Below are 18,012 nucleotides of genomic sequence, written 5' to 3' on the forward strand. Positions count from 1 at the left end.
GCTATGCGGGGCATCTGGAGACGGACGGGCGCACCGTCGATGGGCGATCCGGGACCGGTTTGAACGGCGGTTTCCCGCAGGCGGATACGCCGCCGATCGACTTCGACGACGTATCCGCGTGCCATACTCGACGGCAATTATTTCTGCGTGATCACGCCCTTGACGAACCAGTCCATCTTCCAGAGGTCCTTGTCCGAAAGCACCTGGCCGCCGGCCACACGCTGTTGGCCATCGCCGGAGCCGAGCGGACCCGCGTAGATCTGTTTGCCCTTGATGATGGCGTCGCGCTCGGCACGAATCAGCGCCTGCTTGTCCGCGGGAACGGCGTCGCTGAAGCCGGCGATATCGGTTCCCCCGTCCTTCATTTCGATCAGGGCGCCGTTCGGTACCGGCTGCCAGTTGCCCGCCTTGATCTTGCGCACTTCGGGGATCAGGAATTTGTCCCACACCCACACGGAGGAGCAAAGCGTCGACTTGGGCGCGTACTGTCTCATGTCCCTGTGATGCCCCGTCGCGTACACGCCGCGCTCCTGTGCGACGAGTTGAACGGTCGGCGTATCGGTGTGCGCGCCCACCACGTCGTCGCCGTGGTCGATGAGGGCAGTTGCCGCCGCGCGTTCCTTCACGGGATCGTCCCACGCGCCGGTGTACACGACCGTGACGACCGCATTCGGATTGATCTTCCGCGCACCGAGCGCATAAGCGTTGATGGTCCAGTTCACCACGCCGAACGGGTGAGCAGCGACGAAGCCCAGCTTCCCGGTCTTCGACACCGCTGCTGCCGCCATGCCGCAGAGATACTGACTTTCGTAGGTGCGGCCGTAGAAGGATTCGAGATTCGGGCCATTGGTCGTGCCTGCCGCGTTCAGGAACGCGACATCGGGATGACGGCTTGCGAGCTCCTTGAACGCATCCGAATAGCCGAACGCGGTGCCGATGATGATGTTGTTTCCACGCTTGATGAGTTGCTCGACAGCGGGCACGACTACCGCAGGATCTTCGCGAATACTCTCGACGTAGCCAATCTTCTCGCCGAGCGCGGCCTCCATCTTGACTCTCGCTTCATCGAAGGATTGAGTCCATCCGGCGTCGTTCTTCGAGCTGAAGTACACCATGACGATCTTGGGCTTGGCCTTCAACGTGAAACCGTCCGCATACGCGGTGGTGGCAGCGCCACAGCAAGCAATCGACATCGCAAGCAGGAGACAGCGAGTGTTCATGGATCACCTTTTCGATAACGTTAGGATAACGACACAATGCTCATGGATGAATCGGATACTGTTGGTCCGTCATCCGCCGCTACGAGCGCCGGATGACGAAATCCGCAGGCTCAGCGCCGCTCTTCGCGAACGTAGGGTTCCCCGAGCGCGCATGGCGTTTCATCGTTGCCACGCTGCACGATAGCGACCTGAATCATCACGGCAAGCGTGATCAGGTAGGGCGCGCAGAGCACGTAGTACTGAGGCAGGCTGATGCCCGCGGCGGCCATCTGCGGGATGAGCGCCTCGATACCGCCGAAGAGCAGTGCGCCGATCAGCGCGCGGCCCGGCGACCAGCGCGCGAAAATCACCAGCGCCACCGCAATCCATCCGCGCCCGCCCGTCATATCGGCGATCCACATATGCGTGCTCGCCACGGACAGGTATCCGCCCGCGAGTCCGAGCAACGTAGCGCCTGCCATGACGGCCAAAAACCGGATGCGCAGCACCGCGATGCCGGCGGCGTCCGCCGCCTGCGGGTTCTCGCCGACCGAGCGAAGGCGCAATCCCCACACCGTGCGATTCAGATACCAGGCCGCCGCCACGAAGATCAGCGGCGTCAGATAGACGATCACGTTCTGATTGAAGAGCGAACCGACGAGCGGAAGCTGGGCCAGCGGTCCGAGCGCGATCGATTGCAGACCCGTGACCGGACGGTTGATCCACCCGGTCACGGTACCGAGCAGCCCTGTCAGCCCCTGACAGAAGAACACGAGCGCGAGGCCCGAGATCACCTGATTGACACGCAACCAGACGACCATCACGGCGAACAGTATCGAGACGGCTCCGCCTGCGATCATCGACACGAAGAGTGCAAGGCCGGCATTGTGGAAAGTGAGTTGAGTGCCGATGCCGGCGAGCGCACCGACGAGCATGATGCCTTCGGCGCCCAGCGAAAGCACGCCGGCACGTTCACTCACGATGAGGCCGAGCGCAGCGAGCGCGAGCGGCACGGCAACGTCCGGTATATTTCCGATCCAGCTAAAGAGCAGACTCATTCGGTGGTCCCCACGGGCGACAGGCGGTAGCGAGTAAAGAAGTCGGATGCCGCGACGACGATCACGAGAATCGCCTGAATGAGCTGCACCATCGAAAACGGTATCTGGTAGAGCACCTGCAGGCTGCGGCCGGTGACGAACAGCACGGCTATCAGCAACGCGACCACGCTGGCGGCGATCGGGTTGTTGCGAGCGAGGAATGCGATCAGGATTCCTGAAAATCCATAGCCGCTGTAGAAATCCTGCGTGAGCCGTCCCGCCTGACCCGCGGTCACCGTGAATCCCGCGAAACCCGCCAGCGCTCCCGAGAGCAGCACGACGCCGGCCACGACGTTGCGCACGGGTATGCCCATTGCCTGCGCCGCGCGTGCGTTGACATTCACGAACCGCACGTAAATGCCGGCCCGGCTGCGATGAAGAAACCACCATGCAGCGACCGATAGCAACACGGCCAGCAGGATCGCACAGCTATATCCGTTCACGATGTCGGGAAGCCGCTCTTCTGCCAGAAAGTTGCGTGAATGAGGGAACGAATCTCTCGGGTCCTTCCATTGGCCGTAGACCAGATTCAACAGAAGGTTGGCCGCCACATAGTTCAGCATGAGCGTCGAGATGATTTCGCTGATGCCGAAGCGCAATCTGAGCACGAGCGGCAACACGGTCCATAGCGCACCGCAGGACAGCGCGGCGGCGCCCATCAGCCACAGTCGCGTTCCGGGCGTGCCGGCACCCGCGAGCGCAATCGCAGTCGCACCGATGGCGCCCCACACCATCTGGCCTTCCAGCCCGAGATTCCAGAACCTGGCGCGAAAGGACAGCGCGGCTGCGAGGCCGACCATCACCGTCGGCGCGGCCTGAAAGAGGACAGCCCGGAAGTTGTCGGCATCGCCCAGGGTCGCCACGACGAATTCATCGAAGAGATCGCCGGCCGGGACCCCGGCGGCCATCAGGATCGCGACGCAGACGGCAAGGCCTATCGCAACTGACACCGCCAGCACGACGGCCTGCTTGTGCCATGCAACGTCCTGGCGCAACTCGACCGCATAACGCCGCGCCAACAGCGATGGCCGGCGCGTGCGCCGATGATTGAAGCCGGCGTCGCCGTCGAGCGCGGGGTCGGCCACGCACAGCTCGGTCTGGTTGGGCGGTACGGTATTTGTCATAGATGCTCCACGGTTGCAGGACTCCTTATGAATGAGCGACCATCGCTTGACCGATAGCCTGTCTGTCCACGGGCGCGCTGAAGTTGCCGACGATGCGCCCGCGCACCATCACACCGGCCCGGTCGGCGAGCGCCAGCACTTCGTCGAGGTCTTCGCTGATGACGAGCACGGCGGCGCCTTCATCGCGTGCCGCGCGAAGCCGCGCGTGGACCTGGGCGCTCGCACGCGCATCGAGTCCGCGGCTGGGGCTGTGCGCGAGGACAACGCCGGGCCGTCGGGCGAACTCGCGCGCGATCACGAGCTTCTGCGCATTGCCGCCTGACAGTAGCGAGACGCGCTGGCGAAGCGAACGCACGCCAAGCACGTCGAAGTGCTTGACGGCTTCGGCAGCGTCTTCTTCCATGCGCCGATAGTCGAGCCACAAGGGATTGCCGTAGCGGCCCGCATGCACCTGACCGATGGCGAAGTTCTCGACCACCGAAAGCAGCGGGGCCAACGCGAACGTCTGCCGGTCAGCGGGGATGCACGCGATACCCATCTCGCGACGATCAACGGCGCTCGCGCGACGCAGGTCTCCCGCGCCTTCGATCAGCATGGAGCCGTCGTCGAGCGGCAGCAGGCCCATGATCGCCTGCATCAGTTCGCTCTGGCCGTTGCCGCCCACGCCGGCGAGCCCGTAGATCTCGCCCGCGTGGACGGTCAGGTCGACACCATCGAGCGCAGGCAAGCCCTGCCGCGTGCCCGATTGCGAAGCCGCGCTGCGCACGCCGCGCAGACGAAGGCGCGGCGCTGCACGGTCACCCATCACAGCGGTATTCGAAGGCTTCTCCGCTGCGACGGTCTCGCCCACCGCGAGCCGCACCATCTCCGCCTCGGACATGTCGGACGGCTTGAACGTGTCGACGGTGCGACCGGCGCGCATCACGGTGACGCGGTCGGCGTAGCGACGGACATCGGCCATCTTGTGCGTGACGAGTACGACGGCCGATCCCTTCGACGCCAGAAGGCGCATGGTTTCGAGCAGTCTCGCGGCTTCCTGGTCGGTGAGCACGGCAGTCGGCTCGTCGAGCACGAGAATGCGCGCGCCGGCCAGCAGCACTTTCAGTATCTCGACGCGCTGCTGTTCCGCCACCGACAATTGCGAAACGCGCCGGTCCGGATCGATTTCGAATCCGAGCGCTGCGCACTGCGAGCGAACGGCCTCGCGTACCTTGGCGAGGCGCTTGCGATAAGCGAGCCGTGCACCGTTCATCGGCATGCCGAGCAGGATGTTCTCGGCAACGGTAAAGCGGGACACCAGCTTGAAATGCTGATGAACCATGCCGATACCGCTACGCGCCGCGTCGCGCGGTCCGCTCAGCCGCACGGGGTGACCGTCGATTGAGATGGTGCCCGCCTCGGGCGCATAAAGACCCACGGCAACATTCATGAGCGTGGATTTACCCGCGCCGTTTTCTCCGAGCAACGCGTGTACTTCGCCCCAGTTCACATCAAACTGCGCATCGTTCAACGCGATGAAGCCATCGAAAGACTTATGGATTCCAACAAGATCGAGTGCCGCCGACATGCGAGTCCCTCGCTAGTATCGTTCGTGGTTTTCGCCAGGTAATCAGGCTGTTGCCTGCGTTTTTAGTTGTTATGCATCTCAGTCTGCTGCACGGCCCGACGAGCGGTTGCTTCGTTCGAAGTCTCGACAGTCAAAATAGCGTCGAACATGTGCAGTCGAGGTCGCATCCGATCGGCCGTGAGGGATGTGAAGAGCGGCCGTTAGCTCGTGTTACCTGTACAGATGCGTCGATGCCGCGCGTTAGCGGCAGGCTGCGGTCCTCGTTCATCACCCATCACCACAACAAAGAGGCCGGCTTCTTTCATCCGATGGAACGCGACGCATTGGCGTTAGGTGCTTAGCCTTTCTTCGCGGCAACGTAAAGCCGCCACGATTCGGTCGGGCCCGCATGCGGCTGTGCCGCGTTGAAGCGCCATCCGTCGATCGCGGAACGCTTTATGCGGGCACTCGCGTGTTCTCCACGCGCCATGCCGCTATCGCCACATGCCTTCCGACGTCGAATACACATCCTCCCGTCCTTCCGCAAGTGTCCTTCTCGCCCGCGACTGGGCCGATACGCCGCTCGGCACGCCCGACCGATGGCCGGTCGCGCTGCGCACCTTATGCGATGTCATCGACGGCTCCGCGCAGCCGATGTTCATCGTCTGGGGCCCGGAGCGCGTGCTCATCCATAACGGCGCGTACGCGTCGATTCTCGCGGACAAGCAGCACCACGCGCTCGGACGGCCGTTCCTCGATGTCTGGTCCGAGATCGCCCGCGATCTGGCGCCGCTCGTCGATCAGGCTTATGCGGGCGTCCCCGTGCACATGGACGACATCACGCTGAAGATGCTCCGTCATGGACGCGCCGAAGAAGCGCACTTCGCGTTTTCGTACACGCCGGTGCGCGTGGAGAGCGGCGGCGTGGGCGGCTTTCTGTGCGCGTGCGTGGAGACGACCGAACGCGTGCTCGCGGACCGGCAGCGGCGCGCGGTCGAAGAGCGGCTGCGTGCGACGCTCGCCATCAAGACCGTCGGCGTCATTCGCTGGGACGGCCAGTATCGCTTGGCCGATGTCAACGAAGGCTTCCTGCGCATGACCGGCTTTACGCAGCAGGAAGCGCTCGGCCGGACGTGGCGCGAACTGACGCCGCCGGAGTTCTGGCCCGCGTCCGAACGCGCGGTATCGCAAGTGATGACGCTCGGCGAGGCGGTGCCTTACGAGAAGCAATATTTTCGCAAGGACGGCTCGCGCTGGTGGGGACTCTTCGCGCCGCGGGCGTTCGCCGATGGTGCGATCGAGATCGTCCTCGACATCACCGAGCGCAAGGAAGCCGAGAAGCGCTTGCGCGAACGCGAGCAGCGGCTGCGGCTCATCGTCGAATCGGCGACGGAGTATGCGATCGTCACCGCCGGTTCCGATGGCCGCGTGACGACCTGGTCGCCGGGCGCCGCGCGCACTTTCGGGTATCGCGCGGACGAGATCGTCGGGCGATCATGCGACATCCTTTACGTGCCCGAAGACGCCGAGGCCGGCGTTCCGGCGCAGGAACTGGAGAAGGCACGCCGCGATGGGCAGGCCACCAATACGCGGTGGCATCAGCGTCAGGATGGGAGCCGTGTCTTCGTGAGCGGATCGACGAATCTGCTGCGCGATCCCGCCGGCGCGGAGATCGGCTTCCTTTTCGTCATGCACGATGAAACCGAGCGCCGCCGCGCCGAAGAAGAGCTTCGCGAGGCGGAAGAGCGGTATCGCTTTGCCGCGCGCGCGACCAGTGACGCGATATGGGACTGGGATCTGATCACGGACACGATTCACTGGAACGAAGCCGTCGAAGTGCATTTCGGCTTCGCGCCGGCCGACATTCCCGAATCGAGCGCGTGGTGGAAGGAGCACATTCATGCGCAGGACCGCGAAAGCGTGGTGGCGTCGGTCCAGGCGGTGATCGCGAGCGACAACGATAGCTGGCTGGCCGAGTATCGGTTCGAACGCAGCGACGGCACGTACGCCGATGTCCTCGACCGTGGCACCGTGCTGCGCGACGGCGAAGGCCGCGCCGTGCGAATGGTCGGCGCCATGCACGATCTGACGCGCCGCAAGCAGGCAGAAGCGACGCTGCGTCATCTCAACGAGACGCTTGAAGAGCGCGTCGTTCAGGAAGTGAGCGCGCGGCTCAAGACCGAAGAAGCGCTGCGTCAGAGCCAGAAGCTCGAAGCGATCGGGCAGCTCACGGGCGGCGTGGCGCACGACTTCAATAACCTGCTGACCGTCATTCGCGGCGCGGCGCAAATGCTCGCGCTGCCGAGCCTGCGCGAAGAAAAACGCGCGCGTTATGTCAGCGCCATCGCGGAGACGGCGGACCGCGCCGCCAAACTGACGAGCCAGTTGCTGACCTTCGCTCGCCGGCAGGCGCTGAAGCCGGAAGTGTTCAATGTGGGCGAACGCATCGATTCGATTGGCGAGATGTTGCGCACCGTGGTCGGATCGCGTGTGAAACTGACAATCGATTCGAAGTGCGAAATATGTTACGCCGATGCGGATATCAGCCAGTTCGAAACCGCGCTCGTGAATATGGCCGTCAATGCGCGTGACGCGATGGAGGGTGACGGCGAACTGCTCATTGCGGTGAGAGCGGCGCACGCGGTGCCGAGAGTGAGAGGGCATGGCAAGGCGGACGGCGAATATGTGGCCGTGAGCATCACCGATACCGGCTCGGGCATTGCACCGGAAAATCTTGCGCAGATTTTCGAGCCGTTCTTCACGACGAAGGCCATCGGCAAGGGAACGGGCCTCGGCTTGAGCCAGGCGTACGGCTTCGCGAAGCAATCGGGCGGCGAAGTCGATGTCAAGAGCGTGCTCGGGCAAGGCACTACGTTCACCATTTATCTGCCGCGCGTGCCCGCCGCGGTCGCGAGTGCGGCGCTCTCCAAGGCCGCGACGGAAGACACGCGCGGTCATGGTCGCGTGCTGCTCGTCGAAGACAACGAGCAGGTCGGGCAGTTCTCCAGCGATCTTCTCTCGGAACTCGGCTTCGAAACATCGTGGGCGGCGAACGCCGAGGCGGCGCTGAGATTGCTCGAGGAACATCCGGACGAGTACGCCGTCGTCTTCTCCGATGTCGTGATGCCAGGGATGAACGGCGTCGAACTGGGATCGGAAGTGCGCAAGCGGTGTCCGGACTTGCCCGTGATTCTGGCGAGCGGCTATAGCCACGTCGTGTCGCAAGGCCTGAATCACGACTTCCAGCTACTGCAGAAGCCTTATTCCATCGACGAACTCGCGCGGGCGCTGCGCAATGCGATAACAAGCCGTGTGAAATGATTCGGCAAGACCTGGAGAACCCTTAATGCACGATCTTCACGGTGTCAGCGTGCTGCTGGTCGAGGACGAAAGCAGCATCGCCATGCTCATGGAAGACATGCTCGAACTGCTTGGCTGCAACGTGGCGGACTGCGCGTCGACCTTGGAGGACGCCTGCGCGCGCGCCCAAAGCGGCTCATTCGACGTCGCCATTCTCGACGTGAATCTCGGCGGTCATCCCGTGTACCCGGCGGCGGCGATTCTCCGCGAGCGCGAAATCCCGTTCGTGTTCAGCACCGGATACGGTCACGGCGGCGTGAGCAACGAATATCAGGGCGTGACGATTCTCGCCAAACCATTCGCAATGGTGGATCTCGAACGGGCCGTGATCAGTGCTTTGGCTTCGCGCCGGTAGTGAGTTCATCGCGCGCATCGCGCCTCAAACGAGCGGAAGTGAATTCTTTCGCGTACACGCGCGCTCGCGCGTGATTCTCTCTTGGCAATTCCAGGTCTCTCTTACCGGTTTCGGGCCTTTCTGCGTCCAAACGTACTCCGGTAGCGAGGGAAAACCCGCTGTCAATAGTTCTCTCTCTGTTTTCTCGACCGGAAAAAACGCCACTTAAGGACATTCGCCTGACATAAAGGGAATGCTTCCATTCGCCGTGTCAAATCTGCCGATCCCTCTGCCAGTAAGCCTCCAGGCGCCGATTTAATCGGTAATTCCCGTTGTGAGCCTCACGATCGATCGCGCGTTTCGGAAAGCTAAACGATCGAAATCGGCAAATATAACTCAGATATTAAATCTGATCAAAGAAAGAAAGGCCAACAATGACCGATCAGGCGGTATTCATCTTAAATAATGCGAACGTTTGTTCCGCGTGAGCAAACGATTGCAGGAGTATTTCCCACCTACGATATGAATAAAGCAAGCGTTTACCTTTTTCCAAATCTGTTACATTCAGAAACGTTTAAGGCAGTTTTAGGACCCTATACTGCGGTCTCCTTAACGCCAATACGAATAAATTCCCGTGCCGTCCAACCACACCATCAGATCGCAGGACGAAACTTCCTTGTTGAACATCGCCCAGCAAAGCAAGTCGCCCCTTTCGCGTAGAAGCTTCCTGTCGTTCATGATGGCAGGTGCCGGCAGTGCCGCTCTGGCCGCTTGCGGCGGCGGCGGGGAAGGAACCGGCGCCGACAGCGTCGTCAACGCACAAGCCGTTTCCAAGGCCGCCTCGGCAAGCGGCACGGTCATTCCGCCCGCGGCATCCATTACCGACGGCTCGGGCGCCGTCTGGACGCTCGTCGGTGGCCGCGTGACCCGCAATGGCAGCGGCGTCTCGACCGGCTCGTCCGTCGCGCTCACGACCATCCTGTATTACAACGGCACGATCTACGCGAAGAACTCGTCCGGCACGTGGTACAAGAACGGCAGCCCGTGGCAGAACATCGGCACGACGGACCCGCGCGGCATCGCTTCGACGGTGGCGGCGGCGACCAGCAGCAAGCCGCTCTTCTACGGCATCAACGGTCACCTCGCGTACGGCTCGGGCATCTACAAGACGATGTCGGCAGCAGCGCAGCTCGCGATCCTCAAGGATCTCGGCGTGACCAACTACCGCTGCGACGTCGCCGATTCCGGCATGGCGAAGACCCTCGCGGCAGCACTTACGGGCGCGTTCAAGGGCAGCGGCGTGTCGATCCTGCCGGTGCTCAACCCGCTGTCGAGCGGCTGGAACACGTCGCTCAGCGAATCGTCGGCGTACACGCTGGGTTACAACCTCGCAACGGGCGCCACGACGCAGCTCAAGGGTCTCGTGACGCACATCGAATGCGGCAACGAACTCGACGTGCCGCTGAAGGTCAGCGGCGACGGCAGCAGCGCGACGAACTGGAGCCCCTCGATGTGGCCTTCGCTGCGTGGCGTGATCCGCGGCATGATCGACGGCGTGCGTGCAATCGACCCGACGATCAAGGTCGGCGTGGGCACCGGCATTCCGCTGTCCTACCGCGCATTGCAGATGCTGTGGAACGGCGTATCGCCGAACGGCACGACGAACGGTGTGGGCGGCGCAGCCTCGATTCGCTGGGACTTCACCTGCTACCACTGGTACGAAAGCTCGGGCGACATGCTGTGCGGCTGGCAGAACAGCCAGTGCTACGACGTGCTGCAAGCGCTGAAGGATTCGTTCGGGGTGCCGATCTGGTTGACCGAGTGGGGCTGGAACGCTCAGAAGGACACGTCGGACCAGCAAGCCGCGTACATTCCGAAGGCGCTGGCCGAGTACTACTCGCTGAAGGACAAGTACAACATCGAGTCGATCCTGATGTACGCGGTCATCGACGACAACTACGGTCTCGTCGCGGGCGATGGCGTCACGAAGCGCGCGTCGTACAACAACTTCAAGAACTTCGTGAAGGCGAACCCGGTTTAAGCGGGTCGCGCAACAGGGCAGTCTCGAACGCTCTGGCTCCTTGCGGGCCAGAGCGTTTTTTCATGCGCGCGCGCTCGGGCGTGACTTCATCACTTCGCCGGGATCAGGTACTTCGGCAGCGCGCCGAGCTTCCACTGAAAGCCTTCATTGACCGTGACCGTCGACTTCGCGCCCTGCCAGTCGATCTGCGTGTACGTGCCCGGCGGAACGGGAACGGATGTCGGCACGGGGTCGGCATCGACATCGCTGCGCCAGCCGACGATCACGCGGTCGCCCTCGCCATACTGATAGACCTTCGTGTCCTTGTCGTCGACGAGCGCGTGGTCCCACTTGCGCGAGCCGATGTTGCGCATCAGCGTGGCGACGGCCACGTACGAAGGCTTCGGCGTGAGATCGAGCCGCACGAGGCCGAAGTTCGCTTCCTTGTCGGCGGGCTTCACGCCGTCGTCGATGAAGTCGTACCACATCACCGCTTCCACTGCGTTGAAGCGCCGCGAAAGCAGGAACGTGCGCGCCGCGTAAGCCGCCTGCTTCTGTTCGGAGAGACCCGCCGCCTGCGGACTCGACGGCCAGCCGATCTCCGTGATGTACAGCTTGAGCCGTCCGATGTCCGGCCGCGGATGAGACTGCGCCATGTTCCGCAGATGCGGCCATACGCTCGGCACGTTCACGCGCGGCAACGGCGAGCCGGTCGCGGTATAACCGTGATCCGGATCGTATGGCGACATGTACGGATGAATGCTGAAGGCGTCCTGATACTGCAGCGCGTTGGCCTTCGCGATCTCCACGATGCAATCGCCACCGGGACCGCCGCCCGCGCCGCCGCCGCCACAAGACACGACGGTCGCACCGGGACTCACTTTCTTGATCGCGGTATAGACGGGCTTGAGCAGCGCAATGTAGTTGTCGTAGCCGATCTTCGGGAACGCGGGCTCGTTCCAGACCTCCCACGTCTTCACATCGCTGCCGAAGAAGCCGACCACCTTTTGCGCGTATCGCACGAACAGATCGCGCTCCTCATCCGTTCTCGGGAAGGCTTGCGGTCCCTTGAAGAGGGAAGGGTAGGCGCGTCCGTTTCCATAGTCGAGCACGATCAGCGGCTTGATGTTCATCTTCGCCGCCTGGCGCACGTAGCCGCCATAGTCGCTGACGCCGCGTCCGAGCTGGAACTTGCCGGGCGTCTTCTCGACTTCGCTCCAGTAGATTTCGTCGCGTATCCACGTGAAGCCCGCGCGCTTGATGAGCGGAAGCACTGTCGCCGGATTGCCCTTGCGCTGACCGAAGTGCGTGGCGACCCCCGCATCCGCGAAGCTGCCGTTGCCCGGCGCGAGCGCGGCGAGGCTGACTTTCACGGAATCGCTTTCCGCGCCGCCGGGGGAAACGACTTTCGCATCGAGCACATACAAGCCCGGACCGGGCAACGAAATCGATACGGACACCTGACTACCGCTCTTGCTGCCCGAAACCGGCGCACGATAGGTATCGATCGGCGTTTGCGCGAGTTCGGCATTGTCGTCATAGCGATACAGCGTGGCGACGACCTGCGCGCCTTCCGACACGCTGCCCGGCGACAGCCTGAACGTGATGCGCTTGCTGCCGGCATCGTCGCTGATGAGCGAGCCCGGCGCATTCGATACGGTGAGGCCGCTGTCGGCGAAGGCATCGTTCGCGAGAGCGAGGCCCGCGCACTGCGCCGCCAGCATGAGCGTGGCGTGTGCGATCAATCGGGCGTGACGCGGGTAGCGCGGCACGCCCTGCTTCATGCGAAGCACTGGCATTGAAACTCCTGTGGGCTGCGTACCTGTGGATGAATCGGCGCTCATTCGCCTTCGATGAGATGCGCGGCATGCGGCCGTGGCGGACGTACCGGACGTGGCGCGCGCGACGGCGTGAAGCGCCGCACGAGCGCGCGTCGTGGTCCCTGGTGCCATGCGGCGAGACGCTGTTCCGCGATATACGTCTGGAAACGCGGCCAGTACAGCAGCAGGTAGCCGAGCGGCACGAACGACGTGACCGTGGTGATACTCACCGTCGACGAGATCAGCAGGAAGAGCAGAAGCACGAAGCCATCCGACGCGGTGAAGGCCACGACGCCGAACAACATCAGCGCGCTGAAGAGGCCCATGTCCGCGATGGATGCGGGCAGTCCCGCGAACGGCACGCCGGCCACCATCATGTCGCCTTCGATGAGGCGTATGTAAGGCAGATAGCGATAGTGCTTGAGAATGTCAGGCGCGGTGATGCCGGAAATGAGGTCTTCGAGCCGTGCTTCGACCATGAACGGATAACCGCCGAAGCGATGCCCGAACGTCTCTGAGCCAAAGAACACGTGGTTCCCCATGTACACCCCGAGCAGAATCATCGCCACTGCAAAACAGCAAAACACGATGAGCGGATGCGTGGCGCGCAACGGCCTGCGGAAAGGGTAGAGCGCGGCGAACAGGAACAGCAGCATCGACGACTTCGAGAAGCTGATGACGAGGCCGAAGAAATACAGCGCGACGACCCGCTTGTCGATGCGCTCACTGGTCACGAGATACACGACGAGCGATGCCACCAGCAGCGACGAAAAGAAGCCCGCTTCACGCGACAAGCCCGACACGCGCGCGAAGTAGAACACTTCGAAGAAGTTGGTGTAGGCCGCGGTCGCATACGAGCCCCAGATCATCTGCCCGAGCTGGCGCGGACCGAGCGCCATCGCGAGATCGCGGTTCACGTAGTACAGCACGAACTGCAGCGCGGCGAATCCGATGTTGATGATCATCCACGTGTGCAGATAGAAGATGCGCCGCTGCTTCGTGTACATGAGATAGCCGATGCAGATTGCAATCGACAACACGCGCACCGCTACCGTCGGCGATCCGATCAAACTCACTGCGACCGCGACCGCGAGCGGTCCGCTCCAGCGGCGCGCGGTGGCGCCGAGAAAGCGCATGAAACCGGGATCGAAGAACGGAATGAAGAGGTAGAAGTAAATCGTGAAGCCCGACACTTGCGGATTCAAAATCACGCAAGTGAAGAACATGAAGAACAACATCGAGATGGTACGTGCGTACATGGGTCTCTCCGGACGCTAGCGTCCATCGACTCGAATTGTTATGACGTGCTCAGCAAGACAACGCGCCAATGCCGGGGCGGCATTGGCGGCGGTCCGACTTACTGATCGGAAGGGGACGATGCGCTTATTCCTCTTCCGTCGCCACATTGGACATATAGGCGCTTGCGTACGCATACGTGCGCTTCTCGCTGCGGCGCTTGGGCACCGCATTGAAGATCACGCCCGCGATACGCGCGCCCGTCAGGTCGAGCCGCTTGATGGCTTCCTGCAGTTCGCCTTCGCTCTGCGCGCTCGGGCGGACCACGACCACCGACGATCCCGCGTTCGCGGCGATCAGGTTCGCATCGCTGACCGCAAGCACGGCCGGCGTATCGATGATGACGAGGTCGTAACGCTGTTGCAGAAGATCGAGGATCAGCGGCAGACGCGGCGTCGACAGCATCTTCGACGGATTGGCCGGGAAGCGGCCCGAGGTCATCAGCGAGAGACCCGGCACGTCCGTTTGGCGGACGGCCTGATCGATCTGGATCTTGCTTGCGAGCACTTCAGCGAAGCCGTTGCCGCCGTGCTGACCGAAGATGGAGGCAATGCGGCCGCGTCGCATGTCGCCGTCGATCAGCAACACGCTCTTGCCGGTTTGCGCGTGCAGCACGGCCAGGTTCGATGCAACGAAGGTCTTGCCGGTCCCGGGCGTGGCGCCCACGACTGCCAGGACGTTGTTCGGTGCCGGGCCGATGTCGAGCATCAACGATGCATGCACCGCGCGCAACGCTTCGACGGCCATGTCGCGATCGCCGAGGGCGGAGAGCAGGTGATGGTTCGCGTCGTCGGGCAAGACCGTATCGGCATCGCGCTCGTCGCTCAGCACGCGGCGGGACGGGTCGCCGGCAAGCGCACCGGGACGGGTCTTGCCAGGCAGAAGCGATGCCTTCGACGGACGATCGAGACGCGCCTGCATCGGGCTGAAGCTGACCGCGCCGAACACCGGCAGGCTCAGACGGCTTTCCACCGAATGCGGGCTCTTCACGCTGCGCGAAAGCTGGTCGCGGAAGAACACGAACAGAACGCTCAGGACGAGGCCGGCAGCCGCGCCGCCACCGATCACGAGCGGGCGCTTCGGCTTCGACGGATCGGTCGGATAGATGGCCGAGTCGATCAGATGCACGTTGCCGATGGTGCCAGCACGCGTGACGGCAAGTTCGCTCGCCTTCTGGCGCATTGCCACATAGATGTCTTCGGCGACCTTCGAATCACGCGTCAAATCCATCAGCTTGCGTTCCGACACGGGCAGGCGGCCGAAGCGCTGATCGAACGCCTGCTTCTGGGCCTTGAGCGTCGCGAGCTGTTCGTCGATGGTGCGCACTTCGCGCGTCGTCGGTGCAAAGCGGGCAGCGGTCTGCGTGCGCTGCATCTCGAGCGTCGCGATCTGACGTTCGATGTCGATGCTTCCCTGCAGATACGAATTCGCTTCCGTACCCGGCTGCATCGAATTCGACGACATGCGGTAGTTGCTCAACTCGGTCTCGGTGCGCTTCAGTTCGCTCTCGAGTCGCGGCAGTTCGCCGAGAATGAAGTTGCGCGTGACGCTCGCTTCCTCGCGGTGCTGATCGACATGCGCCGCGATGTAGGTCTGCGCGATCGAGGTCGTGATGTCCTGCGCGAGCTTCGGGTCCTCGTTTTCATAGAGAATCTGCACGACGCCGGAATCCTTCATCGATTCCATGACCTTCAGGTTCTTCGCGAAACGTGCGACCGCCTGATACTCGCTGAAGCGAATGACGTTGAATTCCGTGCCCGGACGAGCGACGAGCTTGTCGATCATGATCGACGTGCCGTCCGAAGTCGCGACGCGGCCGACGGTGCCATGAAGGATCGAGTTGCCGTCGTTGTCGACCAACTCATACGCGCCTTGCGGCAGCACGCGCAGCATGAGCTTCTTGTTTTCCAGGCGCGCCGGCACTTCGAGCTGGCTCACGTTCACGTCTTCACCGCCCCATGCGAACGAGCTGAAGCCGAGAAGCGGCGCAGTGGGCTGGCCCGGCGTGGCCAGCATGCTCGAAATGCGGCCGAGCAGCGGCATCTCGTGCGGCGTGATCGAGATGTCCTGATGAAACTTCTTGATGACCGGCAGAAGCACCGCGCGGCTTTGGATGATCTGAATCTCAGCGTCCGTCGGCAATTGCGAAGGGACGGCCTGCTGCTGCACTTGCCCGCTGTTCACGCCGAGCGCATTGGGATTTGGAAAGTCAACCTTGACCAGCGCATCCGACGAATAGACGGGCGTGGCAAGGAATGCGTAAGCCGTTGCCAGGGCCGTCACGCCGATGATGATCGACACGACGAGCCATACGTTATCGACGATGAGTTTCCAAAAATCACTTGCAGAGAATCTATCGTCTCGGCTGCGCATCGGGACTGGATCGATCCCAAGAACTGGTGTGTTCATTAGAGGGTTTCCTTATGGATTCGAATGTCGGTCCAAAGATTTACGGCGCGCGGCGCAAGGAATACCGCTCCCGCGACCGCACGACCAGTAAAAAATTCCAACGTTTTCTAAAGAAGGAGAATGTTTGGGACGGCCAAACATCAGACGGTAGCGCCCCGCGGCGAAAAACTCGGGAAAACGCGTAGCCGTCGCAATACGGTTACCTTCCAGCCTAGTCAATTTACGGTACGTGCGCTAACGCACATAACGAAAAAAGGGACGTAGCAGGCGTGAAAGTTTTCGCCGATCGCATAGTTAGGCTTGACTCACGTCTGCTTTTGCTTCTAGCCACTAAATTCAATGGCTTACAGAAGCGAACGTGTAATCTCAACCTGCTGTTTGTAGAATCTGCATGAGTTTCTTTGCAGCGCCTTCCCATCTGAATTGCGATGCATGCGCCAACCCCGCGCGACGATGTCTCTCGCGCAGTTCGTCGTTGGTCGCCATCGATTCGATCTTGGCCGCAATGTCCTCGACCGACGTGGCGTCGCAATACATTGCCGCCTCGCCGCATACTTCCGGAAGCGACGCTTCAGCCGAAACGATCACCGGGCATCCGCAATACATCGCTTCCAGCGGCGGCAAGCCGTATCCCTCATAGAGTGAAGCAAAAACGAGGCACGCTGCACTGCTGTAGAGCGCCTTGAGTTCGCCATCGGTGACGAAGCCCGCCCATATCACGCGATCCGACTCCGGCTGTTGCGTGGAATCATGATTGGCGAAAACGCGCGGATTCGCACCGCCCGCGATGACGAACTTGAAGTCGTCGTCGAGGTGATTGAGCCGCCTGGTCGCGGCGAGCACGCGCTGAAGGTTCTTGCGCGGGTCCAGGCTGCCGACGAGGATGCAGTACTTGTCTCTCTTCAGCGCGAGCTTCTGAAGAATGCCGGGTTCGGCCGTGACGCGATCCATGTGATCGGCGCCGGGCCGGATGACTTCGACGCGCGATTCGTCGAGGCCGAGATGATGGCAAATGCGGTCGCGTGAGAAGCGCGATACGGTCAGGATCAGGTTCGCTTGCCTGCGCAGCACCGAGAATCTCAGGCGGTACCACATGACGAATTTCTTCGAGAAGCCATGCGGGACGTCGTAGACGGCCATGTCATGGATCATCAGTAGATGATGACGCTTGAAAAGCGGCCCGGTATTGCAGAGACTAATGAGCGTATCGCGCCGCGATTCCAGCGGCAGTGCGATCTGCTCCCAGAGATTGCCCTTCAGATTACGAGCGATGTGCGTACGGCGCGCGGCCAGTCCCAGGTCGTTCGCATCGGGAGGCACGAGAACGGGAAGCTCGGTTGGCGACGATGCTCGCGACTGCATCGCGCGCGTGAGTTCATACGCAACGCGTTGCACGCCAGTGATGCGCTGTGATGCGAACTTACCGTTTATTGCAAAGCCCATCGAGTGTCCTTGTTTATTGCAAATGCTCATGCTGCATACGACGCGGACGCCGGCCCTCGCATCGAAAGACGTGCGCCAACACGCAGACGAACGGAGCAGCCTTTCTATCAGAGAGTAAGTCGCTTGTCATGAGTGTTCGTTATTTATATGTGCGGTAACCGACGCAATTAATCGCGCTTAACAGGGAATTGCTAAAGAAATGCTTTCGTTATGACGATCGGACGTTTTTATTCGTTACTGAGTATTTCGTTCATTGCCGAAGCAGGATGCATCGCTTAGAGTGTCGACTTCGCAGGAAGGTTGCTCCGCCGAGACCAGCGCCTTTGAGCTGACCAACGAAGTCACACAGGCTCGCATTCCATTT

At 62.0% G+C, this 18,012-nt stretch carries 11 protein-coding genes; 3 read left to right on the top strand and 8 right to left on the bottom strand.

Annotation, left to right across the window (positions count from 1 at the left end):
- Positions 1–137 precede the first annotated feature (137 nt).
- From AWB72_RS17605 to AWB72_RS17620, 4 genes are all read right to left on the bottom strand, one after another.
- On the bottom strand, positions 138–1,220 hold the full coding sequence (locus tag AWB72_RS17605; protein ID WP_040049158.1) for a BMP family ABC transporter substrate-binding protein: 1,083 nt from the start codon (positions 1,218–1,220) through the stop codon (positions 138–140).
- A gap of 110 nt (positions 1,221–1,330) precedes the next feature.
- Complete coding sequence (locus AWB72_RS17610; protein ID WP_040049159.1) at positions 1,331–2,257, bottom strand: ABC transporter permease; 927 nt, start codon at positions 2,255–2,257, stop codon at positions 1,331–1,333.
- Positions 2,254–3,420, bottom strand: coding sequence for an ABC transporter permease (locus tag AWB72_RS17615; RefSeq protein ID WP_084592745.1), 1,167 nt, complete (start codon positions 3,418–3,420; stop codon positions 2,254–2,256). Before AWB72_RS17615 ends, AWB72_RS17610 begins: the two co-directional genes overlap by 4 nt.
- A gap of 25 nt (positions 3,421–3,445) precedes the next feature.
- Positions 3,446–4,987, bottom strand: a complete 1,542-nt coding sequence (locus AWB72_RS17620; RefSeq protein ID WP_040049160.1) for an ABC transporter ATP-binding protein — start codon at positions 4,985–4,987, stop codon at positions 3,446–3,448.
- A 483-nt stretch (positions 4,988–5,470) separates the two neighbouring features.
- On the opposite strand from AWB72_RS17620, the gene AWB72_RS17625 reads away from it, so the two are divergent.
- The 3 genes from AWB72_RS17625 (at position 5,471) to AWB72_RS17635 (ending at position 10,701) form a co-directional block, all read left to right on the top strand.
- Positions 5,471–8,287, top strand: a complete 2,817-nt coding sequence (locus AWB72_RS17625; protein ID WP_084592746.1) for a PAS domain S-box protein — start codon at positions 5,471–5,473, stop codon at positions 8,285–8,287.
- 25 nt (positions 8,288–8,312) lie between these two features.
- Positions 8,313–8,681: a response regulator gene (locus AWB72_RS17630; RefSeq protein ID WP_040049161.1), complete on the top strand. Its 369-nt coding sequence runs from the start codon at positions 8,313–8,315 to the stop codon at positions 8,679–8,681.
- 715 nt (positions 8,682–9,396) lie between these two features.
- A complete protein-coding gene (locus tag AWB72_RS17635; protein WP_087128401.1) occupies positions 9,397–10,701 on the top strand; it encodes a glycosyl hydrolase in 1,305 nt (434 codons plus the stop codon).
- A gap of 89 nt (positions 10,702–10,790) precedes the next feature.
- Here the strand turns inward: AWB72_RS17635 and AWB72_RS17640 are convergent, their stop codons facing one another.
- From AWB72_RS17640 to AWB72_RS17655, 4 genes are all read right to left on the bottom strand, one after another.
- Entirely contained in the window at positions 10,791–12,479 is a 1,689-nt protein-coding gene (locus AWB72_RS17640) for a glycoside hydrolase 5 family protein (RefSeq protein ID WP_143754638.1), read from the bottom strand.
- Between the two features lie 41 nt (positions 12,480–12,520).
- A complete protein-coding gene (locus AWB72_RS17645) occupies positions 12,521–13,759 on the bottom strand; it encodes a hypothetical protein (protein WP_087128404.1) in 1,239 nt (412 codons plus the stop codon).
- 124 nt (positions 13,760–13,883) lie between these two features.
- Positions 13,884–16,205 (bottom strand): polysaccharide biosynthesis tyrosine autokinase, encoded by a 2,322-nt coding sequence (locus tag AWB72_RS17650; RefSeq protein ID WP_040049162.1) that lies wholly within the window; start codon positions 16,203–16,205, stop codon positions 13,884–13,886.
- A gap of 366 nt (positions 16,206–16,571) precedes the next feature.
- Positions 16,572–17,648: a glycosyltransferase family 4 protein gene (locus AWB72_RS17655; RefSeq protein ID WP_052449738.1), complete on the bottom strand. Its 1,077-nt coding sequence runs from the start codon at positions 17,646–17,648 to the stop codon at positions 16,572–16,574.
- Positions 17,649–18,012 lie beyond the last annotated feature (364 nt).

It is taken from the genome of Caballeronia concitans (genome assembly GCF_001544615.1).
Lineage (GTDB): Bacteria > Pseudomonadota > Gammaproteobacteria > Burkholderiales > Burkholderiaceae > Caballeronia > Caballeronia concitans.